Raw genomic sequence first — 21730 nt, forward strand, 5'->3', positions numbered from 1 at the left:
GAATATTTATTTGTATCGCTGAGAATTTTGACGGGGCCGTCAGGCCTTGCGTTTCGGCGGACGGTTGCGCGCCGCGGCGAGAGGCCTGACCCCGGGTCGTGGCGCGATCCGCGGTCCGGGCGGGGTCATGTGCAGGCGGGTGGTTTTTTCCGGCGGAACGGCAAAGCCGGCCGGCTGCCAGGCCGGAATCAGCTGCTTCTTGCCGTTGCCGATCAGGTCGGCCCGCCCCATTTCCTTCAGCGCATCGCGCAGGAGCGGCCAGTTGGCCGGATCGTGGTAGCGCAGGAACGCCTTGTGCAGTTTGCGCTGCCGGCCGTTGCGCACGGTATGAACCGGCTCGCTGCCCCGCGTCACCTTCTTCAGCGGATTGCGCTCGCTGTGATACATGGTGGTCGCCAGGGCCATCGGCGTCGGCAGGAAGGTCTGCACCTGATCCAGACGGAAATTGTTTTTCTTCAGCCAGAGCGCCAGGTTCAACATATCCTCATCGCCGGTCCCGGGGTGGGCGGCGATGAAATAGGGAATCAGGTATTGCTCCTTGCCGGCCTCGCGCGAGAAGCGATCGAACAGCTGCTTGAAGCGGTCGTAGGCGCCCATGCCCGGCTTCATCATCTTCGACAGCGGGCCTTCCTCGGTATGTTCGGGGGCGATCTTCAGGTAGCCGCCGACGTGGTGGGTAACCAGTTCCTTGATGTACTCCGGCGAGCGCACTGCCAGGTCGTAGCGCAAACCCGAGCCGATCAACACTTTCTTGACGCCCTTCAGGCTCCGCGCCTTGCGGTACAGCGAAATCAGTTGCGAGTGGTCGGTCCCCAAGTTCTCGCAGATATCGGGATAAACGCAGGACAGGCGGCGGCAGGCCGATTCGATCTTTTCGTCCTTGCATTTGAGGTGGTACATGTTGGCGGTCGGGCCGCCGAGGTCGGAGACGATACCGGTGAAACCTGGCGTCTTGTCGCGCATTTCCTCGATTTCGCGGAGCACCGAATCTTCCGAACGGCTCTGGATAATGCGCCCCTCGTGCTCGGTGATCGAACAGAAGGTACAGCCACCGAAACAGCCGCGCATGATATTGACCGAGAAGCGGATCATCTCCCAGGCCGGAATCTTGGCATCGCCGTAGGACGGATGCGGCCGGCGGGCATAGGGCAGTTCGTAAACCTGGTCGAGTTCCTCGGTGGTCAACGGAATCGGCGGCGGATTCAGCCAGACGTCGCGCTCGCCGTGCGCCTGGACCAGCGCCCGGGCATTGCCCGGATTGGATTCAAGATGGAAGGTGCGCGACGCGTGCGCGTAGAGTACCGGATCGTCCTTGACCTGCTCGTAGGACGGCAGGCGAACGACGGTATGGGCCCGCTTTTCGCGCAGCGCCGCCAGCCGTTCCTGCTTGGACACGATGCGCACCGTGTGCTCGCCGGGTTGACCAGCGGCGGCGGTCTTGTCCGTCGGCATTTCCATGGCGTAGGGATCGGCATGCTGGATCAGCGGTCCCGGCGTATCGACCTGGGTCGAGTCCACGGCATCCCAGCTTTCGTCCGGCACCCAGCCGCTCGGCACCATGAAGGCCGTGCCGCGCAGGTCACGGATGTCGCCGATCTTTTCGCCCTTGGCCAGGCGATGCGTCAGTTCGACCAGCGCCCGTTCGGCGTTGCCGAAGAGCAGCAAATCGGCCTTCGAATCGGGCAACACCGAACGGCGCACCTTGTCCGACCAGTAATCGTAATGGGCGATGCGGCGCAGGCTGGCTTCGATCGAGCCGATGACGACATTGCTGCCGGGAAAAGCCTCGCGGCAACGCTGGGCATAGACCGTGACCGCCCGATCCGGGCGCTTGTTGGGTTCGGCATTGGCTGTGTAGGCATCATCGGAACGACTCTTGCGGTCAGAGGTGTAGCGATTGACCATGGAGTCCATGTTGCCGGCGGTAACGCCAAAGTACAGATTGGGTTTGCCGAGACGCTTGAAATCGGCGGCCGAATTCCAGTCCGGCTGGCAGATGATGCCAACGCGAAAGCCCTGCCCTTCGAGCAGACGGCCGATCAGCGCCATGCCGAAGCTGGGATGATCGATGTAGGCATCGCCGGTGATCAGGATGATGTCGCAGGAATCCCAGCCCAACGCATCCATCTCGCTGCGCGACATGGGCAGGAAAGGCGCCGGACCGAAGCGGTGGGCCCAGAATTTGCGATAGCCGAAAAGCGGGTGAGTCATTTGTTTATTTGAATCCATGAAATATTTTACATGAGCGCTCTGGCGACCATGGCGAACCTGCCGTATCGTCAGGCACCTGGCCTGGCGATGATAAATTTTCTGACCGCGAACCACCGGCTGTTCCGATCCTCTCGATCGGCGGTCGCATAGACCATCCAAGGAACAAAGAGTTCACTAAGGCTGGCCAGCCGAACCGGCAAAATGCCTGGCGCATGTCCGCCGGCGCCGGCGAATATCGACCGGCACCGGCTTGCCGCAACGCTTAGCGCAAATTGATTTCGACCCGCCGATTGCGCGGCTCGTCGACTTCGTCCTCGGTCGGCACCAGCAGATCGCGCTCGCCCCGCCCTACCGTTTCCAGACTGTCGGCCGGAACCCCCGAGGCAATCAGTTGATCGCGTATCGCTTCAGCGCGGTTTTTTGACAGCGCATCATTGGCCTGCCGGCTACCGACCCGGTCGGTATGGCCGATCACCCTGACCTCGAGTGCCGTACGCTCGGAAATTTCCCGGCGCATTTTGACGAATGCGGCCTGCGATACCGGGGTCAGCGTATTGCTGCCCGGCTCGAAGTACAGCAGATAACTGCTCGGCCGCGCCGGCATGGCGGCCAGTGCCGCCGCAAAATGTTCCTGAACCTCTTCCGACGAGGCCTGATAGAGGCTGCTGGCGCCGCCCCGCCGTTGTGCCGCCGCATAAGGCTGGTTGAGCAGCAATTCGCCGCGCTCATCACGCAGCACCAGGGCCGAAGCCTGACCATCGGCCGAGGGCAGCAGGATCACCCGTTCGCTGACACAACCGGCCAACGACATCGCCGCAGCAAGGCCAAGCAGAAGTTTGGTCTTATTCATCGCGTCCGCCTCCGACCTCGACGACAAACTCGGTCCCGCGCACCCCGAGCACCGACGTCGGCGTGCGGAACTCCACCGTATCCGGCTTGTTTTTGGCCATCTTGCCGGTGACCACCGACAGCGTGCCCTGGCGAATACCGATCGACATGTCGCCAGCCAGGGTCGTGCTGTCGAAGGCAAACCTGTCGATCACGATCAGCGAGTTCGGCCCGGCCGAGAGCAGCGTATTGTCACGCAAGGTGAAGCCGACCGCGCCGTTGCTGCCGGTCCGCACCTTGTCGCCCTGCTGCAGCGGCGTGCCGACCACGGCCAGCAACTTCTTGTCGGCCCGCTCGATACTGACCGGCCCCTGACTGGTCTTGATCATGCCCGCCGGCTCGGCCGCTTGGGCCGAAACATCGAGCAGTGAAACGAACAGGAAAAAAGCAGGCAGCCAATGCATTTTGCTCATGGCGCGATCCAAAAAATACGGTGACCGTCCATTTTACGGAAAGATCAGCCCTTGGATGCGGCAAAAATCACCTTAAAGACGCAGCAATTGGCAAACGCACCTACAGCCGGACAGAAAAACTACTTCAAGCGCCGGCCCGCAAGGCCAGCAAGGGCGGCGTCAGCAGCAGCCGGCGCATCGCCCACCAGCCGATCGAGATGGCCAGCACGGCACCGCCGAGCGCCGACACGACGGGCAACCACGGATCGAGCGCCATCTCCAGTTGAAAGACCTGCCGGGCAATCAACTGGCCGAGCAGCATCGCTCCGGCTGCCGCAATCAGTCCGGCGATCCCGCCGACGACGGCGAGTTCAACCAGCATGGCCTGGCGCAACTGGGCACGATGCGCGCCGAGCGCCCGCATCACCGCCAGTTCGTAGCGCCGCTCGTCGAAGGCGGTGAGCAATGCCGAATAGAGAACGATGGCACCGGCCAGCAAGGTAAAGATGAAAATAAAGCGGACCGCATTGGAGACCTGCGCCATCACCGTTTGAAACTGCTCGATCACGACGCCGATATCGATTACCGTCAGATTCGGAAAGCGTGCCACCAGCTGCGTGCCACCGCCGGTAGCCGTCGCCGGCAGATGAAAGCTGGTGATGTAGCTGGCCGGCACGTCCTCGATCACGCCGGACGGGGTGAGCACGAAGAAATTGACGCGCATCGAGTCCCACTCGAGCTTGCGCAGATTGCTGACGCGCACGCGCTTTTCGACGCCGGCCACCGAAAAAAGCAGTTCGTCGCCAACCTTGATACCGAGCGTTGTCGCCAGCCCCTCCTCGACCGATGCCAGGCCTTGCCCGGCGTCCTGCGGCGCGAACCAGCTGCCCTTGGTCACCCGGTTGCCCGGCGGCAGCGTATTCCGCCACGACAGATTGAATTCGCGCTCGATCAGCCGCTGGGCCCGCTCATCCTCGGGATAGCTTTCGGCGCTGACCGGGCGCTCGCCGATACGCAGCAAACGCGCCCGCACCATTGGCGCCAGCTCGGCCGTAACGCCCAGGCTGGCGAGCATTTCCGCGACGGCCTGGCGTTGCTCCGGCTGGATATTGATGATGAAGCGATTCGGCGCATCGGCCGGCATGCCCTTCTGCCAGGCATCGAGCAAGCGGGCCTGGGTGACGGTCAGCAACAACATGGCCATCAGGCCGATCGCCAGCGCGACGATCTGCAAGGCGCTGGATGGCGCATGCCGGGCCAGATTGGCCAGGCCCTGACGCCAGCCGAAGCCACCATTACCGCGCAACAGGCCGATCGCCAAGACGGCTAGTCTGGCCAGCAGCCAGAAACCGCCGAGCGCCGCGGCAAACCCGCCGATGGCCAGCCCACCGAGTTTGAGATCGCCCGCCACGACAAGAATCAAGCCGGCCAGCAGGGCAAAACCGAGGCCATAGCCACCCAGCAGGAACGGCTGCGGCGGCCCCATCTCCCGGCGCATGACGCGCAGCGTCGGCACCCTGGCGAGCTGCAGCAAAGGCGGCAAGGCGAATCCAAAGAGCAGCACGCCGGCCACCGCCCCGCCCTGCGCCAGCGGCTGCCAGCCGGGCAAGGGCAAGCTGACGGCGAGCAAATTGGAGAGCCAGCCGACCAGCACGAAATGGGCGACGAAGCCGAGCGTGCAACCGGCCAGCGCCGAGAAGACGGCCAGCCAGAAGAACTGCAGGGCGTGCAGGCCGATCAGGCGGCCCTGGGTCATGCCCAGGCAGCGCATCACGGCACAGGCATCGAAATGGCGCTGCATGTAACGCCGCGCCGCAAGCACCACGGCAACCGCCGACAGGACCACGGTCAACAGCGTCGCCAGCCCCAGGAAGCGTTGTGCCCGATCCAGCGCATTGCGAATTTCCGGCCGGGCATTCTGCGCATCCTCCAGTCGTTCGCCCCGCTCCAGGCGAGGCGCCAGCCATTTCTTGAAGCTGCCCACCGCTTTTTCGTCACCGGCCAGCAACAGCCGGTAGCGCAGCCGCGAACCGAACTGGACCAGGCCGCTGGCCGGAATGTCGTCGAGATGCATCATCAGCCGTGGTGCCAGACTGAAAAAATTGATGCCGCGATCCGGCTCCAGCGTCAGGATCGCCGCCACGGGCAGGCGTTGTCGGCCAACCGTGACGAAAGAGCCCGGCCCCGACTGCAGCGTCGTTGCCAGTCGTTCATCGAGCCATACCGAACCCGGTGGCGGGCCGCCGGCCGCCGGCTGCCCCGCTTCGCCCTGGCGCAGCGTCGTGGACAAGTGGCCACGCAATGGATAGTTGGTGCAGACCGCCTTGATGTCAGCCAATTGTGCCTGCTCGCCGCCGAGCACCATGCTCGGGAAAATCAGCGTTTCGGCAATCTGCAGACCGCGCCGGCGCGCTTCGGCGCTGTAACTCTCGGGCAGCGGGTGATCGGAGATCAGCACCAGGTCGCCGCCCATCAACTGTTGCGCTTCGCGCTCCAGGGCGAGGCGCACCCGGTCGGCAAAAAAGCCGACTGCGGTCACCGCGGCGACCGCGATGGCCAGCGCCGCAAAGAGCAGGCGCAGCTCGCCGGAGCGGAGCTCCCGGCCAAGCAGCCGCCAGGCCAGCGCGATCATGGCTGGACCGACCAGCGAGCGCGAAACTCGGCCGGAGCAACCGCCTTGCCGTGCAGAAAGCCCTGCAACTGCTGACACCCGAGATCGGCCAGGAAGGCGGCCTGCTCGGTGGTTTCGACCCCTTCGGCGACGACCTCGAAACCGAGGCTCTTGGCCAGCTCCATCACCGTGCGGATGATCGCCTCGTCACCCGGATTCCGGCCGATCCCCATGACGAAGGAACGGTCGATTTTCAGTTGCTGCACCGGCAGCATCTTCAAGTAGCTGAGCGAGGAATAGCCGGTACCGAAATCGTCCAGCGCCAGACTGATACCCAGATCGCGCAAGCGCTGCAGCAGCGTGAAGGCATCGCCAACGGCCATAACCACCGACTCGGTCAGTTCGAGCTTCAGGCTCGCCGCGTCCATGCCGGTTTCGTCGAGAATGCCGGCCAGGGTATCGAAGAACTCCGGTCGTTCGAGCTGCTTGACCGACAGATTGACCGAGACCATCGGCAGATCGAAACCGCTGTTCCGCCACTGCATGACCTGCCGGCAGGTTTCCCACAGCACCCAGTTGCCGAGCGCGATGATGATGCCCGAATCTTCGGCCAGCGGAATGAAACTGGACGGCATGACCAGCCCGAGCTCCGGACTGTGCCAGCGGACCAGCGCTTCGGCGCCGACCAGCTGGCCAGTCAGCGTGTCGACCTGGGGTTGCAGATGCACCACCAGCTCGCCATGATCGAGAGCCCGGCGCAACAGGTTTTCCATGCGGATACGCTCTTTCGCATCGCGGGTCATTTCGGGCGTGTAGAAATGATACTGGCCGCGACCGATCGCCTTGGCGCGGTACATCGCGCTGTCGGCGTTGCGCATCAGGTCATCGACGCTCGCACCGTCGGCCGGGAACAGGCTGATCCCGATCGAGGCCGAGAGGAACAGTTCATTATCACCAAGCCGGAACGGATAATCGAAGGCGCCGATGATTTCACGGGCCAGTACTTCGACCTCCTCGGCACTGCGCAAGCCTTCCATCAGGCAGATGAATTCATCGCCGCCAAGCCGCGACAGCATGTCGATCAGGCGGACGTGTTCGGAAAGACGGGAGGCGACCGAGACCAGCAACTCGTCCCCGACGCCATGCCCGAGCGAATCGTTGACCTGCTTGAACTGGTCGAGGTCGATGAACAGGACCGCCAGCTGCTGGTCGTGGTGTGCCGCGTCGCGCAGGCTTTCCTGCAGACGTTCGATGAAGCAGCGGCGGTTGGCCAACCCGGTCAACGGATCGTGGTAAGCCAGATAATTCAGCTTGCTTTCGGCCTGGCGCCGTTCGGAGATCTCGCCCTCGAGCTGCCGGTTGGCCAGTTTCAGTTGCTCGGTCCGCGCCTCGACCTGGATCTCCAGCGTATCGCGCGCCGCCTTGATGCGCCCCTCCTGCTCTTCGAGAATGCGCTGGGCGCGGCGCACAACCAGGAACTGCATCAGATAGAGCGCGGCGAAGACCAGAAAAACTCCCGCCGTGACCCACCACAGGCTTTGCCGCAACTGGGTCAGGAAAGGCGTCACATCCTGGTAAAGCTCGAAAACGCCTTCGATCGACTTGTCCTTGCCGACGATCGGAATGTAGCTGGACAGGACATCGGTTTCGGCCAGCCGGCCTTCGAAGCTATCCATCGTGTTGCGATGGGCCAGTTCGCTGAGCACCGTGCCGTTCATCGCCAACCTGAACGCCGGGTTGCCCAGTCGGTTTTCGCCGATCTGGCTGGCATCGGTCGAAAACACCGTGGTGCCGAGACGGTTATAGATCTTGACCTTGATCACTGCAGTGTTGCGCATCAGCCCGACAACGCTCTGCTGCAAGTTGGCCAGTTCCGGCGATTGCCTGAGGAAAACGCCGTCCCGGCCGATCGAGGCAGTCATCAGGGCATCCAGCGGCAGGTACAGCGAATTCTCGAAAACCTGGGCCATGGCCACGTTACGACTCTCCGCCAGCTCGGTGATCTGCTGCAGCGAAAGCTGCCGGTAAAGCGGTCCGAGAACCCCGGCCGCCAGCACGATGAGGATGAAACTGACGGTCGAGAAATAGCGCGAGAGATTGAACATGGGGGCCGGATGCAGCATTCCGTCAGCTTATTCCAACTCCCTGATCCGCGCCACCGCCTCCTCGACGCGCTTGACGGCAATCACCTCCATGCCGGCGATGGCCTGTTTCGGCCGGTTGGCTTCCGGAATCAGGGCGCGCGTGAAGCCGAGCTTGGCCGCCTCCTTCAGGCGCTCCTGGCCGCGCGGCGCCGGACGGATCTCGCCGGCCAGGCCAACCTCGCCGAAGACGATCAGCTTTGACGGCAACGGCCTGTTTTTCAGCGACGAGCTTATCGACAGCAGCACGGCCAGATCGGCTGCCGGCTCGGTAATCTTGACGCCACCGACGGCATTGACGAAGACATCCTGATCGAAACAGACGATACCGGCATGGCGATGCAGCACCGCCAGCAACATCGCCAGACGCTGGGCATCCAAGCCGACGGTGAGGCGGCGCGGATTGCCGTGGGCAGTATCGACCAGCGCCTGGATTTCCACCAGCAACGGGCGGGTTCCTTCCTGGGTGACCATCACGCAGGAACCGGCAACATCCTGCCCATGCTGCGACAGGAACAAGGCCGACGGGTTGTTGACCCCCTTCAGCCCCTTGTCGGTCATCGCAAAGACGCCGAGCTCGTTGACCGCGCCGAAGCGGTTCTTGACCGCCCGCACCAGGCGGAAGCTGGAGTGGGTGTCGCCCTCGAAATAGAGCACGGTATCGACGATATGTTCGAGCACGCGCGGTCCGGCCAGCGCGCCTTCCTTGGTCACGTGGCCGACGAGCAGGACGGTGATGCCGGTCTGCTTGGCCATCCGCGTCAGTTGCGCCGCGCATTCGCGGACCTGGGCCACCGATCCCGGTGCGCTCGACAATTGATCCGACCATAGCGTCTGGATCGAGTCGATGACGGCGAACTGCGGCTTTTCCGCCTGCAGGGTGGCCAGGATACGTTCCAGGTTGATCTCGGCCATCAGCTGCAGGCTGCGCGTATCGAGGCTCAGCCGGCGGGCGCGCAGGGCGACCTGCTGGCCGGATTCCTCGCCGCTGACGTAGAGCGCCTTGTGATTGACCGAGAGATGGGCCAGCGCCTGCAGCAGCAAGGTACTTTTGCCGATCCCCGGATCGCCGCCGATCAGCACGACACCGCCGGCCACCAGACCGCCGCCCAGCGCCCGGTCGAATTCGCCGATGCCGGTCGCCACGCGGTCCACTTCGCGCGCCTCGATTTCCGACAGCGTTTGCAACTTGGCGGTCGGCGCCAGCGATTCGAAACGATGGCCGGTAGCTTTTTCGGCAACGCTTTCGACCAGCGTATTCCACTCGCCGCAGCCCGGACACTGGCCCTGCCACTTCGGGCTGCTCGCCCCGCATTCGGTACAGCTGTATATCGACTTGACCTTGGCCACTCAGATGTCCCCGACTTCGACCGGCACGCGCGGCGCCAGCGCGCAGAACAGTTCATAGGCAATCGTCCCGGCGGCGCTCGCCACCTCGTCGGCCGGCACGTCGCCGGCAATGCCCCGCCCCCACAACGTGACCGGCGCATCGATACCGGCTTCCGGAATATCGCTCAGATCGCAGGCCAGCATGTCCATCGAAACCCGGCCGATGGTCCGCGTGCGCCGGCCTAGCACGGCAATCGGCGTGCCGCTCGGAGCATGCCGGGGATAACCGTCGGCATAACCGCAGGCGACGACGCCAACGCGCATCGGCCGGTCGGCGGTGAATGTCCCACCGTAACCGACCCGCTCGCCGGGCGCCAGCTCCTGCACGCCGATGATCCGGCTTTCCAGCGTCATCGCCGGGCGCAGGCCGAGTTCAGCGGCACTTTGCTCGGCAAACGGGCTGGCGCCATAGAGCATGATGCCGGGCCGCACCCAGTCGCGATGCGCCGCCGGATGGCGGAGAATGGCCGCCGAGTTGGCCAGGCAGACCGGGCCGCGCCAGTCGCCGGCCAGCCCCTGAAAACGCTCGAGTTGCCAGTCGATGCCCCGCTCGCCATCCGCTTCGGCGAAATGACTCATCAGGGTGACGTCGATTTGCGGCCACTGGCGCAGGATTTCCCAGGCCTTGGCCAGGGTCTGCGCGGTAAAGCCGAGGCGGTTCATACCGGTATTGAGCTTCAAACAGATCGCCAGCGGTTTATCCAGGCGCCCGCTGCCGAGCAGCAATTCAAGTTGCTCGAGGCAATGGATCACCGTGGTCAGCCGGTGCTCGATCACGGCCCGCACATCGCGGGCGCTGAAAATCCCTTCGAGCAGCAGGATCGGCTGGTCGATGCCGGCTTCGCGCAAGGCAACGGCATTCTCGGCTTCGAGCATGGCAAAACCGTCGGCTTCGCCGCGCAGCGCCTCGGCCGCCCGCCATTGGCCGTGGCCGTAGGCGTTGGCCTTGATGACCGCCCACGCCTTGGCGTTCGGGGCGTGGCGCTTGGCCAGCCGGTAGTTATGCAGAATGGCCGCCGGCGCAATGCGCGCCCGGATGGGGCGGGAGATTTTCATGAGGCGAGTTCTTTCAGCTTGCGTTGAGTAAATTCGATGAAGGTCGCGGTCAGGCGCGACTGGAAACGGTCCTGCGGATAGACCAGATAGAGGCTGCGCTTCAGCGGCGGTTTCAAGGAAATGGCGACCAGGGCGCCGAGCCGGATTTCCTTGTCGACGACGGCGCGCGAGACGATGGCAAAGCCCAGGCCGGTCGATACGACGCCTTTCAATGCCTCCGGACTACCCAGTTCCATCTGCGTCTTGAGGTTTTCCGGGGCGACCTGGTGGGCGCGGAAATAGGCATCGGTAATTTCGCGGGTGCCGGAACCCGGCTCGCGCGAAATGAATTCGTAATCGACCAGCGCCTTGGGCGTTACCGAGCTCATGCCGGCCAGCGGGTAGTCCGGCGTGCAGATCACCTGCAATTCATCGGTGCAGCAAATCTGGCTGTGCAGCCCGGAAATCTTGGCCGGCGCCTCGATCAGCCCGACATCGAGGGAGTGTTCGGCGACCCGGCCTTCGATACTTTCGGAATTGGCGACGATCAGCCGCGCCCGGACCTGGGGATAAAGGGCATTGAACTCGCCGAGGATGCGCGGCAGCATGAACTCGGCAATCGTCGTGCTGGCGCCGACCAGCAGCGGCCCGCGCATTTCGCCGGTCATTTCGCCGAGGCGGGTTTCCATTTCGTCGGATAGCGCGAGTATCCGCTGAGCATAGGAAAGCACCAGTTCGCCGGCCGGGGTCAGCGAAATGCTGCCGTGCCGCCGTTCGAACAGCCGCGTACCGTATTGCTCTTCCAGTTGCTTGATCTGAAAAGTGACCGCCGGCTGGGTCATGAACAAGGCGTCGGCGGCGCGGGTAAAGCTCAGATTTTTGGCTACGGCATGAAAGACCTGCAGACGCCGGTCAGCCATGATGTTTCTCTCCTAGGGTGTGCGGGCAATATTCAATCACATTCCGCCGGGTATTCGGCCGCCTCGCCGCAATTTTGCTTAAAATTGCCCGTCGACCGCCACATGCGGCAAGTTGTCATGCAACTTTAACCTCCGGCCGGTAGCTTCCATTTTCCTGATCGCGCCGCCCGATGCCCGCTGACCTATACACAAGCAGCAGCTTTCCACAAGCCTTGCACTGCTTGCAAAGCGTGGTATAACCCTCGACCAAAGTTATATAAGAGACAAGAGAAACACCCAAGTGCCCTTTGGCTTCTACATCATCATGGCTGCGCAGTTTTTTTCCGCACTGGCCGACAACGCCCTGCTGATAGCCGCGATCGCCGCCTTGCGCGAGATGCAGGCGCCGTCCGAATACGAGCCGCTGCTCAAGACATTCTTCACGCTCTCCTACGTACTGCTCGCCGCCTTTGTCGGCGCCTTTGCCGATTCGATGCCCAAGTGGCGGGTGATGTTCATCAGCAACACGATCAAGATCGTCGGCTGCAGCATGATGTTCTTTGGCGCCCACCCGCTGCTCGCCTACGCCGTCGTCGGTCTTGGCGCCGCCGCCTACTCGCCGGCCAAGTACGGCATCCTCACCGAATACCTGCCGCATCGCCTGCTCGTCGTCGCCAATGGCTGGATCGAAGGATTGACCGTTGGCGCGATCATTCTCGGCGTGGTCATCGGCGGCACGCTGATCCGCCCGGAAATCGCCCAAAACCTGCTCGCCTTCGATTTCCCGCTGATCGATACCGGCGTCAATACGACGGGCGAAATGGCCCTGTCTATCGTCGCCGTACTTTATGTCATTGCCTCGATTTTCAATCTGTACGTTCCGGACACCGGCGTCGATCACAAGCAACTGAAGAAAAACCCCTTCTTCCTGATCCACGAATTCAGCCACTGCCTGACCCTGCTCTGGCGCGACAAACTGGGCCAGATCTCGCTGGCGGTAACCACGCTGTTCTGGGGCGCCGGGGCGACCTTGCAGTTCATCGTGATCAAGTGGTCGGAAGTGGCGCTCAATCTCGACCTCTCCAAATCGTCGATGCTGCAGGGCGTGGTGGCGATTGGCGTCGCCGTCGGCGCGATCGTCGCGGCCAAATTCATCACCCTGCGCAAGTCGGTTCGGGTCATCCCGCTCGGTATCGCCATGGGCCTGATCGTGCTGGTGATGAATTTCGTCACCAGCCTGTGGCTGGCCGTTCCGCTGCTCATTCTGATCGGCGGCCTGTCCGGCTTCTTCGTCGTACCGATGAATGCCCTGCTCCAGCATCGCGGCCACATCCTGATGGGAGCCGGCCACTCGATTGCCGTGCAGAACTTCAACGAGAACATTTCCATCCTGATCATGACCGGGCTCTATTACCTGATGATCAAGATCGACCTGTCGATCTATTGGGTGGTCACGCTATTCGGCCTGTTCGTCAGCGGCCTGATGTATTTGATCCGCCAGCGTCACCTCGCCAACCAGGCGGCCCAGGACGACGTCCAGCACCTGGACGATTCAGCCCACCACTAACCCGGTCTAGAAGGGCAGCTCGGGCGTTGCCAGGGCGTTGAGCAGGCGACGGGCGAACAGCAGGTCTTCCCAGGCCTTCGACTTGTCGGGCAGATTGCGCAGCAGGTAGGCCGGGTGATAGGTCACCACCACCGGAATGCCGGCGTACTCGAAACGCTTGCCGCGCAGCGACGCCAGCGACTTGTCGTCGTGCAGCACGCTATGCACGGCAGCCTTGCCGAGCAGCACAATGATCTTCGGCTTGAGCAGCGCGATCTGGCGCTCCAGGTAAGGCCGGCAGGCGGCCATTTCGGCTGCCTCCGGCGTCCGGTTGCCGGGCGGCCGGCATTTCACCGCATTGCCGATGTAGACCTTGTTGCCCCGCGAAATATCAAGCGAGGCCAGCATGTTGTCGAGCAGCTTGCCGGCCTGGCCGACAAAGGGCTCGCCCTGCACATCCTCGTCCGCCCCCGGCCCCTCGCCGATGAACAGCCAGTCGGGACTGAGGTCGCCGACGCCGAGTACCGCCTGTTTGCGCTGCTGGCAGAGCGGGCAGGCTTTGCATTCGGCCACCGCCCGGGTCAATTCCGGCCAGTTCATCGCATCAACCGCCGCCGCTGGCCCGGCCACGCTTTCGCACAGCGGTGCCGGTTGCGGTACGGCGACCACGGCCGATGGTGGCGCTTCGCCAGCCGACTGGGGCGCGGGCGCAACCGCCGGCTCAACACCCTTTTCCCGGACGACCCAGATCGGCGAAATCCCCATCTCGACCAGCATTTGCTCGCGGCTCAGGCTCATGCCAGTTCCTTGTCAAAAATCAATCCGTCTTCCCGCCCATCGACGGCCGGGTAGTAGCCCTTGCGCAAGCCGATCTGGCGAAAGCCGAAATGACGATACAGCTCGACCGCCTTGTCGTTCGATGGGCGGACTTCGAGAAACAATTTTGTCGCGCCATGCAGCCGCGCGCATTCCATCGCATGCCGGAGCATCCGTGCGCCATAGCCCTGCCCCTGGTAGCGCTGAGCGATACCGATATTGAGCAGGTGCGCCTCGTCGAGCACCGCCATGACGACTGAAAAACCGATCAGATCGCCGCCCAAGCGCAATACCCAAGTGCTGTAACCGGCACTTAACGAATCGGCGAAATTGCCGCGCGACCAGGGAAAGACCTGCAGGGTGGCTTCAAGCGCCGCCACCGTATCGAGATCGCGCTCGTTCATCGGAAAAAACTCGGCGGCGATCGGCACGGCAGTCACGCCCTGCCCCCTTCGCTGAGGCGCTCGGCGACGGTCTTCGCCACCTTGTCGCGAATGTACAGCGGCGCGGCAAGCGCCGCATCGATGCCGGCCCCCCGCGCCGCGCGCGGCGCCGCCAGCCTGGCCAGTGCCGCTGCGGTCGGCAGGATGCCGGGCAACTGCGCTACACCAGCCAGCGCCAGGCGCTGCTGCAAAACCGGATAGGCCGCGATGGCATTGCCGCAGGCCAGCCAGCCAGCGCCGGACGGAAGCAGCACGTCGGCCGGCGCCGAAACGCGAATCTCGCCTTGCAGTTGATAGCCATCCGCCGAACGCAGGTAATGGCCGGAATAAACCTCGCCCATCCGCGCATCGAGCACAGCAACGACCCGTTCGCCACCGCTCAGCGCCGCCATGGCCTCCAGGCTGGTCACCGGCAGCAGCGGTATGCTGCCCGCCACCGCCAGCCCCTGCGCGGCGCCACAGGCGATCCGCAAGCCGGTGAAGGCACCGGGGCCGACGCCGAAGGCTATGGCGTCCAGCTGTCCGATCTGGCAGCCAGCCTCGGCGAGCAGTTCGCGGACCAGCGGCAACAGGGTTTCCGAATGCGACCGTCCGCTTGGGCAGAGGCGCTCGACGACTTCGCCGTCGCGCCAGAGCGCGCAGGAGCCAAGTTCGGTGGAGGTTTCGAGAGCGAGAATCAACATGGGCCGGAATTTTACCGGAGGCGCTTCCCGGCCGGGGGGTCAATCTTGCCGGCCACCCCGCCCGCCACGCCCGTCATCACGTTCCGACCGGCCGCGCTGCTCACGGATTTCCTCGCGCATCTGCCGGCGATCCTCGGCCGGCACATCCCGCCAGCGCCGCTCGCCGTCATCATTCCGCCGCAGCTCGCGATCCTGCTGCCAGTGTTCGCGCATCTGCTGGCGCATCTGCCGCCGTTCGTCCGGCGGCAGGTCGCGCCACGATGGCTGCGCCGACACGCCCCCGCTCAGCCCGCAGAGGCTGGACAACAACAGCAGGGAGAGAAGCAGGCGTTTCATGGCAATCGATGCAGGACTCGTTTTGGTAGCCATCATTGTCCATCCGCCCGGCGCCGGCAAGCCGGAGCAAGTGTAATTAAATGTTTCCCGGCTGCCCCGGGCAATTACTTGTTACCATTTACTGCGCTTCATTCACCGTCAGCCATTATCCTTGCCTGCATGAACGAACATAAACATCACCTTCTGGTCGTCGACGACGATGCCCGCCTGCGCGACCTGCTCACCCGCTACCTTGGCGAACAGGGTTTCGACGTCAAGTCAGTCGCCGACGGCAAGCAAATGGACAAGCTGCGCAGTCGCGAGCATTTTCACCTGATTGTCCTCGACCTGATGATGCCGGGCGAAGATGGCCTGACCATCTGCCGGCGCTTGCGCGGTACCGGCGACCAGACACCGGTCATCATGCTCACCGCCAAGGGCGACGAGGTCGATCGCATCGTCGGACTCGAAATGGGCGCCGACGACTACCTGCCCAAACCGTTCAACCCGCGCGAACTGCTCGCCCGCATCCATGCCGTGCTCCGCCGCCAGGGCAACAAGCCGCCCGGCGCCCCGGAAGAAGAAACGCAAACCATCCACTTCGGTAACATCGAGGTCGATTTCGCAGCCCGCGCGCTGCGCCGCGGCGACGAACTGCTGCCGCTGACCACCGGTGAATTCGCCGTCCTCAAAGTGCTGCTGCAACATCAAGGACAACCGCTGTCACGCGACAAGCTGATGACGCTGGCCCGTGGTCGCGAACAGGGGCCGTTCGACCGCGCCATCGACGTCCAGATTTCCCGGCTGCGCAAGCTGATCGAAACCGATCCGGCCCAGCCGCGCTACCTGCAGACCGTCTGGGGCTTCGGCTACGTCTTCGTTCCGGACGGCACTGCGCGCGACGCATGATGCCGCGCACGCTGCTGGCGCGCACTTTCCTGTTGCTCGCTGTGCTGGTTCTGCTGACCACAGCGGCCTGGCTCAGCCTTTTCCGCTACATCGATGCCGAACCGCGCGCCCGCGAAACGGCGCAACTGGCAGCCTCTGCGGTCAACCTGATCCGTGCCTCGCTATTCGCGGCGGCACCGAAAAAGCGACTCGGCCTGTTCAACGAGTTTTCAACGCGGGAAGGCATCCGCCTGCTGCCGGCCGAACCGGACGATGTTATCGAAGCCATGCCCGACAGCCGTTTTCAACGCCTGCTTTACCGCGAACTGACGGCCCGCCTCGGCGCGCATACCCGGATCGCCGCCCGGGTCAACGAGGCGCCCGGCTTCTGGGTCAGTTTTCGTCTCGACGACCACGACGATGAAGAATACTGGCTGATCCTGCCACGGGAACGAGCTGCCCGCAGTTTTGCCACGCACTGGCTGACCTGGGGGCTGCTCGCCATCATCCTGGCGCTGGCCATGGCCTGGTTGATCGCCTCGCGGATCAGCCGGCCGCTGAAAGCCATGGCGAAATCGGCCGAAACGGTCGGTCGCGGCCAGATACCCGACCCCTTGCCGGAGGACGGAGCCGAAGAACTGCGCCAACTGGCCAGCGCCTTCAATACCATGGCCGCCGACCTGGTGCGCCACGACAAGGACCGCTCCGAAGTGCTGGCCGGCATCTCGCACGACCTGCGCACGCCGCTCACCCGCCTGCGCCTCGAAGCGGAACTGAGCGTTGCCGACGAAGGCGCGCGCCAGGCGGTGGTCGCCGACATCGAACAGATGGAAGCGGTGATCTCCCAGTTCATGGATTACGCCCGTGCCGAATCCGGCGAGACCGCCGAGAAAACCGACCTGGCCACCCTGCTCGGCAGCATCGTCGAACGTCAGGGCTGCATCGGCCACGTCTTGCACAGCGAGATCGGAAGCTTGCCGGAAACCTTGTTGCGCCCGAAGGCGATCAGCCGCGCGGTGACTAACCTGATCGACAATGCCTGGAAATACGGTGGCGGCGACGTCCAGCTCAAAGTCGCCGCGGTAGACCGCGAAATATGGATCGAAATCAGCGACCGCGGCCCCGGCATTCCGGCCGCCGAGGTCGAGCGCCTGAAGCGTCCATTCACGCGCTACGAGTCGGCCCGCACCAACGCCGGAGGAACCGGCCTCGGGCTGGCCATCGTCGAGCGCATCGCCCGTTTGCACGGCGGCCGGCTCGACCTGCTGGCCAACCCGGAAGGCGGGCTGCTCGCCCGCCTGGTGCTACCAATCAGGCACTGAAGGCCTGGCAGGTCTCATCGACCCCGGAAACGATCAAGGGCAGCACCCGGCTGATTTTCCCGGCATCGAGTCCGAGACGCTGCCACGCCGTGCGTTCAACCGGCATGACCATTTCCTCGGGACTCTGGCCGAATCCCAGGCCATGTGCGATGGCATTGGCGACATGCATCAGATCGGCCAGCGAACCGGCCACGGCGCTGGCCGGCGCATGGTGTTCGGCGACCGCCACCTGCAACACCGACGGAAAGCGCCAGGTTTCGGCGAGCAGGCTGCCCACTTCACAGTGGTCCATGCCGAGGATGTCGCGCTCGGCGACGACCAGAAAGCAATCATGTTGCTTGCGATAGGCCAGCACTTCGGCATATTGCTGCGAAAAATTGGCGGCCAGCACCAGCTCGCCGATGTCGTGCAGGATGCCGCCGGTGAAGGCAAGTTCCGGATTGTGGCCGGTTTCCTCAGCCAGCGCGCGGGCGCCGAGGCCGACCGCGACGCAGTGCCGGAGGTAAGCCTGGGCATCGAAGCCGCGACATTGATCGACGCGAAATACGCCATTGATCCCGACCGCCATCACCATGCTGCGCACCGCCCGGAAGCCGAGGACGACGACTGCCTCGTTGATGGTGCCGACCTTGTGCTGCAAACCGTAAAAGGACGAATTGGCAACGCGCAGGACGCGCGCCGTCAGCCCCTGATCGCGGGCAATCTGATGGGCGATGCTGGTGACATCGACATCCTCGTTGGCAAAGGAAGCCAGCAGGTCGGCAACGGCGACCGGCAGCGAGGGCAACTGTTTGAGGTGGGCAAGGACCTGGTCGCGATCGAGCGTCGTCATGCCTGGTCTGCCATCCGAAAATCGAGAATGGCCCGGTATAGCTGGCGGGTTTCCAGACCATCGCCAGCCTTGCGGAACAGCCGGTCGAGCTGGGCGATCACCCGCGCCTCGCGCGCCGCCCGCGTTGCCGGATCTTCCTCGATCTCGCGCTCGATGGTCAGTTCGGCGATGTCGCGCCGCATCAGGCCGTGCACCATGCTGTCGGTCAGTTCGCAGCCCCCCGGAACCAGCACTCGCCCCGACTCGTCGAGCAAGGCTTCGGCAAGGCGCATACCGGGACGTACGTCACCAATCGCCACGGTTTCAACTGTTTTCATTTCTTTTTTTCCTCAAGCAACAGCAGGCGCCCGCTGACCGAACCACCCAGATTGACCGGTCGCCAGCGACACAAATAATCGCGACCATCGATCGCTACCGAAGCATGTTCGCCAAGGCTTGCCAGTTCAGGCAACAGACTGGTCAGGGAAGTTCCGGGGGCCAGCCCGCGCGCGCTGAAACACGCGTAGGCTGCTTCATTGATCAGGGCCAGCATGCCTTCATCGTCCATCCCCAAGACCGGCCATGGCAGTTCGCCAACCACTTCCTGAAGGATGCGATAACCCTGGCTCTCCTGCTCCTGCAAAGCCTTGTTCTCCGCCGCCAGGCGCCGGCGATCTTCCTCGACCCGGACCAGTTCCCGCTCGGCGACTTCGACTTCGTGCGACAACCGGCTGTATTCATCGGAAATATGCCGGCGATTCAGCGCCTCTTCGACCGTCTGCCGGAAAGCCACGGCTTCGGCCGGCAGGTGGATCACCCGATGGACCAGGCCGGAACCGCTCAGTTCGCCGACCAGTTTCCGGTTCCACTGGCGGCTGTCGGCCAGCAGGATGCGCTCGCATTGCGGCTGGCTCAGGGCCGCCTGACGAATCACCCCGGCGACATCGAAATCCTTGCGCGGCGAGCCGCAAACCAGGACGTCAACCAGATTGCCGGCAAACCACTGCATCGCCGCATCGAAATCGGAAGCCGTGCACACCCGATGTCCGTCGCGGACCAGCGTCGAAATCGCCTCGTCGAAGCCCTCGACCGCGACGAACAAGGCCATCGGTTTGCGCGTCCCCGAACGCAGCAGGTTGGTCGGCAGCCGCTTGTCCGCCACCAGCAGTTCGGTCATCGCCGCGGCCGGCAGTGGCCGCGAGAAGAAATACCCCTGGATGATGTCGCACTGGTGGGAAATCAGCAGCGCCAGCTGCTCGGCCGTTTCAACGCCTTCCGCCACCACTTTCAGCTTCAGGTGGTGGGCCATGGTAATGACGGCGCGGGTGATCGACGCATCGTCCGAATCGGCCGCGATATCCTGGACGAAGGAGCGGTCCACCTTGACCGCATCGAGCGGAAAGCGCTTCAGGTAGGCCAGGCTGGAATAGCCGGTGCCAAAGTCATCGAGCGATATCGTCACACCGGTTGCCTTGAGCGCCGTCAGCGTGCGGATTGCCGATTCGGTATTCTGCATCAGCATGCTTTCGGTGATCTCGAGGTCGAGGCAGGCCGGTTTCAGACCGGTGTTGGCCAGCGTTGCCGCGACATCGTCGAGCAAGGTATCCGACTGCAGTTGCCGGGCCGAAAGATTGACCGAGACCGAGGGAATGTCGAGCCCCGCCTGCTGCCATTCGACCGCCTGCCGGCAGGCGCTTTCGATCACCCAGCGGCCAACCGGAACGATCAGGCCGGTCTCTTCGAGCATCGGGATGAACTGGTCGGGCGGCACCAGGCCCTGGCGCGGATGCTGCCAGCGAATCAGCGCCTCGGTGCCGGTAATCCGTCCGTTGGCGCAACTTACCTTGGGTTGGTAGTGCAGCACGAACTCGTTGCGTAGCGTCGCGTTGCGCAAGTCGGTTTCGAGAAAGAGGCGATCGCGGATGCCATCGTGCATCTCTTCCGAGTAGAACAGGTAATTGTTGCGCCCTTGGCTCTTCGCGTTGCGCACGGCCATTTCGGCATTGCACACCAGTTCGTGGGCATCGTGCCCATCGCGCGGGAAAAACACGCCGCCGATGCTGGCCGTGGCGAACACATCCCGACCATCGACCCGCACCGGCATGATCAGGGTATCGATGATCCGCCGCGCCACGATGCCGGCCTGCTGGGCATCGGCCACTTCCGGCAGGAGCACGGCGAAGACGTCGCCGCCCAGCCGTCCGAGGATATCGGACTCGCGCAGGGAGCCGGACAACCGCCCGGCGACCTGGCGCAACAATTCGTCGCCGAAGGTGTGACCGAGCGCCTGATTGACTTCCCGGAAACGATCGATGTCGATGACCATCAGGCCGAGCGGCATGTTCTTGCGCTTGGCCAGTGCGATCAACCGGCGCACCTGGTCGTAAAACATCAACTGGTTGGGCAACGCGGTCAGCGCATCGAAATGGGCAAAATACGGCAGCTTCCGCTGCTCGGTGAGCAGGCTGGTGATATCGGTGGCCACGCCTCCGACGCTGACGATACGGCCGTTTTCGTTATGTACCGGGAAGTTGCGCGCATGCAGCCAGCGCAGGCCATCGCCCGGCCGCATCACGCGGAACTTGACGTCCAGCCCGCCGACCCGATGCACGCTCATGTTGTCGACCAGCCGATCGCGATCATCGATGTGAACGTATTTCAGCCAGTCGCGATTGTCGGCATAAAGCGCCTCGACGTAGCGCCCCCAGATTTGCTCATACCCTTCGCTGACATAGGTCACCCGCTGGGTCTCGGCATCGAGCAGCCAGTAACATTCGGGAATATTGCTCGCCAACTGGAAGAAGCGGGCCTCGCCTTCGTCGATATTGCCGCTCATTTCGGGCGTCATCAGCGCCGGCTGGTTTTGGCGCTGCAACAATGCCTTGGCGCATTCCCGTTCGACGACCGCCAGCAGGCGGCTGGGATTGCTCTTGAAAACGAAGTCGCGGGCACCATTCTCGAGCAGCTCGATCGGGAATTCCTTGCTGCCGCGATCCACCGTCAGAATCACCGGAAGGCTCAAGGCCAATTCCTGCAGCAGGTCGACGACCTCGGCCGGTGGCAGGTCGGGCAACGAGCAACTGACCAGGGCGACGTCCCAGGTTTCATCGCGCAAAACAGCCTCGACCTCGGCACGCCGGGACAGTTGCCGGGAATAGACGACATGTCCGCCCCCCCGCAAGGCCTCGAGCAAGCGCTGGCCGTCACGGGGACTGGCATCAATCAGCAGGACGCGCAGAATTGCCGTGTTTTCAGCCGCCGGTCCCAAGTCGCCCAAACATCCCCCTTAGCCGCTTCTCGAACGCCCCGGCAATAAAATTACAGCGGCATTCAGTACGAC

The 21730-nt window shown here is 63.5% G+C and carries 18 protein-coding genes; 3 read left to right on the forward strand and 15 right to left on the reverse strand.

Annotated features, from left to right (window positions below; all coding sequences use genetic code 11):
* Positions 1–39 precede the first annotated feature (39 nt).
* The 8 genes from KI611_RS11840 to KI611_RS11875 all read right to left on the reverse strand — a co-directional run bounded on the left by KI611_RS11840 (position 40) and on the right by KI611_RS11875 (position 11587).
* Positions 40–2142: a YgiQ family radical SAM protein gene (locus KI611_RS11840; protein ID WP_226419903.1), complete on the reverse strand. Its 2103-nt coding sequence runs from the start codon at positions 2140–2142 to the stop codon at positions 40–42.
* A 331-nt stretch (positions 2143–2473) separates the two neighbouring features.
* Entirely contained in the window at positions 2474–3061 is a 588-nt protein-coding gene (locus KI611_RS11845; protein ID WP_226415118.1) for an OmpA family protein, read from the reverse strand.
* The gene (locus tag KI611_RS11850) at positions 3054–3512 is read right to left on the reverse strand and encodes a FecR domain-containing protein (protein ID WP_226415123.1); all 459 of its coding nucleotides are present in this window, start codon (positions 3510–3512) and stop codon (positions 3054–3056) included. The genes KI611_RS11845 and KI611_RS11850 overlap by 8 nt, the downstream gene beginning before the upstream one ends.
* A gap of 124 nt (positions 3513–3636) precedes the next feature.
* A complete protein-coding gene (locus KI611_RS11855) occupies positions 3637–6123 on the reverse strand; it encodes an ABC transporter permease (protein WP_226415127.1) in 2487 nt (828 codons plus the stop codon).
* Entirely contained in the window at positions 6120–8207 is a 2088-nt protein-coding gene (locus tag KI611_RS11860) for a putative bifunctional diguanylate cyclase/phosphodiesterase (RefSeq protein WP_226415130.1), read from the reverse strand. The genes KI611_RS11855 and KI611_RS11860 overlap by 4 nt, the downstream gene beginning before the upstream one ends.
* Positions 8208–8234: 27 nt before the next feature.
* Positions 8235–9593, reverse strand: coding sequence for a DNA repair protein RadA (gene radA, locus KI611_RS11865; protein WP_226415134.1), 1359 nt, complete (start codon positions 9591–9593; stop codon positions 8235–8237).
* A complete protein-coding gene (gene alr / locus KI611_RS11870) occupies positions 9594–10688 on the reverse strand; it encodes an alanine racemase (RefSeq protein ID WP_226415138.1) in 1095 nt (364 codons plus the stop codon).
* Entirely contained in the window at positions 10685–11587 is a 903-nt protein-coding gene (locus KI611_RS11875) for a LysR family transcriptional regulator (RefSeq protein ID WP_226415141.1), read from the reverse strand. Before KI611_RS11875 ends, alr begins: the two co-directional genes overlap by 4 nt.
* 280 nt (positions 11588–11867) lie before the next feature.
* Here KI611_RS11875 and lplT point away from each other — a divergent pair, with 280 nt between their 5' ends.
* The gene (gene lplT, locus KI611_RS11880; protein WP_226415144.1) at positions 11868–13133 is read left to right on the forward strand and encodes a lysophospholipid transporter LplT; all 1266 of its coding nucleotides are present in this window, start codon (positions 11868–11870) and stop codon (positions 13131–13133) included.
* A gap of 6 nt (positions 13134–13139) precedes the next feature.
* Here the strand turns inward: lplT and KI611_RS11885 are convergent, their stop codons facing one another.
* The 4 genes from KI611_RS11885 to KI611_RS11900 are packed head-to-tail and all read right to left on the reverse strand — an operon-like array spanning position 13140 to position 15390.
* Positions 13140–13910 (reverse strand): uracil-DNA glycosylase, encoded by a 771-nt coding sequence (locus tag KI611_RS11885; RefSeq protein WP_226415147.1) that lies wholly within the window; start codon positions 13908–13910, stop codon positions 13140–13142.
* Complete coding sequence (gene rimI / locus KI611_RS11890) at positions 13907–14368, reverse strand: ribosomal protein S18-alanine N-acetyltransferase (protein WP_226415172.1); 462 nt, start codon at positions 14366–14368, stop codon at positions 13907–13909. The genes KI611_RS11885 and rimI overlap by 4 nt, the downstream gene beginning before the upstream one ends.
* Positions 14365–15054 (reverse strand): tRNA (adenosine(37)-N6)-threonylcarbamoyltransferase complex dimerization subunit type 1 TsaB, encoded by a 690-nt coding sequence (gene tsaB / locus KI611_RS11895; protein ID WP_226415194.1) that lies wholly within the window; start codon positions 15052–15054, stop codon positions 14365–14367. Before tsaB ends, rimI begins: the two co-directional genes overlap by 4 nt.
* 39 nt (positions 15055–15093) lie before the next feature.
* Positions 15094–15390, reverse strand: a complete 297-nt coding sequence (locus KI611_RS11900) for a hypothetical protein (RefSeq protein WP_226415198.1) — start codon at positions 15388–15390, stop codon at positions 15094–15096.
* Positions 15391–15549: 159 nt separating this feature from the next.
* Between KI611_RS11900 and ompR the strand changes: the two genes are divergently transcribed.
* Positions 15550–16278 carry a two-component system response regulator OmpR gene (gene ompR, locus KI611_RS11905; protein ID WP_226415223.1) on the forward strand — a complete coding sequence of 243 codons (729 nt, stop codon included), beginning with the start codon at positions 15550–15552 and terminating at the stop codon, positions 16276–16278.
* On the forward strand, positions 16275–17579 hold the full coding sequence (locus tag KI611_RS11910; protein ID WP_226415227.1) for an ATP-binding protein: 1305 nt from the start codon (positions 16275–16277) through the stop codon (positions 17577–17579). The genes ompR and KI611_RS11910 overlap by 4 nt, the downstream gene beginning before the upstream one ends.
* Here the strand turns inward: KI611_RS11910 and KI611_RS11915 are convergent.
* Genes KI611_RS11915 through KI611_RS11925 form a run of 3 tightly spaced genes read right to left on the reverse strand, consistent with a single transcriptional unit; the run spans position 17569 to position 21667 of the window.
* Positions 17569–18411: an HDOD domain-containing protein gene (locus tag KI611_RS11915; protein WP_226415231.1), complete on the reverse strand. Its 843-nt coding sequence runs from the start codon at positions 18409–18411 to the stop codon at positions 17569–17571. The two genes, KI611_RS11910 and KI611_RS11915, sit on opposite strands and share 11 nt — an antisense overlap.
* Positions 18408–18728: a hypothetical protein gene (locus KI611_RS11920; RefSeq protein WP_226415235.1), complete on the reverse strand. Its 321-nt coding sequence runs from the start codon at positions 18726–18728 to the stop codon at positions 18408–18410. Before KI611_RS11920 ends, KI611_RS11915 begins: the two co-directional genes overlap by 4 nt.
* Positions 18725–21667, reverse strand: a complete 2943-nt coding sequence (locus tag KI611_RS11925; RefSeq protein ID WP_226415238.1) for a putative bifunctional diguanylate cyclase/phosphodiesterase — start codon at positions 21665–21667, stop codon at positions 18725–18727. The genes KI611_RS11920 and KI611_RS11925 overlap by 4 nt, the downstream gene beginning before the upstream one ends.
* Between the last annotated feature and the right edge of the window lie 63 nt (positions 21668–21730).

Origin of the sequence: Dechloromonas denitrificans (assembly GCF_020510685.1) — a bacterium.
Taxonomy (GTDB): domain Bacteria; phylum Pseudomonadota; class Gammaproteobacteria; order Burkholderiales; family Rhodocyclaceae; genus Azonexus; species Azonexus denitrificans_A.

Coding starts and splice junctions, on each gene's coding strand:
- KI611_RS11900 (WP_226415198.1), bottom strand. CDS start 15,390: ATGAAACGCCTGCTTCTCTCCCTGCTGTTGTTGTCCAGCCTCTGCGGG.
- KI611_RS11915 (WP_226415231.1), bottom strand. CDS start 18,411: ATGACGACGCTCGATCGCGACCAGGTCCTTGCCCACCTCAAACAGTTG.
- tsaB (WP_226415194.1), bottom strand. CDS start 15,054: ATGTTGATTCTCGCTCTCGAAACCTCCACCGAACTTGGCTCCTGCGCG.
- KI611_RS11840 (WP_226419903.1), bottom strand. CDS start 2,142: ATGTCGCGCAGCGAGATGGATGCGTTGGGCTGGGATTCCTGCGACATC.
- KI611_RS11920 (WP_226415235.1), bottom strand. CDS start 18,728: ATGAAAACAGTTGAAACCGTGGCGATTGGTGACGTACGTCCCGGTATG.
- KI611_RS11850 (WP_226415123.1), bottom strand. CDS start 3,512: ATGAGCAAAATGCATTGGCTGCCTGCTTTTTTCCTGTTCGTTTCACTG.
- KI611_RS11875 (WP_226415141.1), bottom strand. CDS start 11,587: ATGGCTGACCGGCGTCTGCAGGTCTTTCATGCCGTAGCCAAAAATCTG.
- alr (WP_226415138.1), bottom strand. CDS start 10,688: ATGAAAATCTCCCGCCCCATCCGGGCGCGCATTGCGCCGGCGGCCATT.
- KI611_RS11910 (WP_226415227.1), top strand. CDS start 16,275: ATGATGCCGCGCACGCTGCTGGCGCGCACTTTCCTGTTGCTCGCTGTG.
- ompR (WP_226415223.1), top strand. CDS start 15,550: ATGAACGAACATAAACATCACCTTCTGGTCGTCGACGACGATGCCCGC.
- KI611_RS11885 (WP_226415147.1), bottom strand. CDS start 13,910: ATGAGCCTGAGCCGCGAGCAAATGCTGGTCGAGATGGGGATTTCGCCG.
- KI611_RS11860 (WP_226415130.1), bottom strand. CDS start 8,207: ATGTTCAATCTCTCGCGCTATTTCTCGACCGTCAGTTTCATCCTCATC.
- KI611_RS11855 (WP_226415127.1), bottom strand. CDS start 6,123: ATGATCGCGCTGGCCTGGCGGCTGCTTGGCCGGGAGCTCCGCTCCGGC.
- KI611_RS11845 (WP_226415118.1), bottom strand. CDS start 3,061: ATGAATAAGACCAAACTTCTGCTTGGCCTTGCTGCGGCGATGTCGTTG.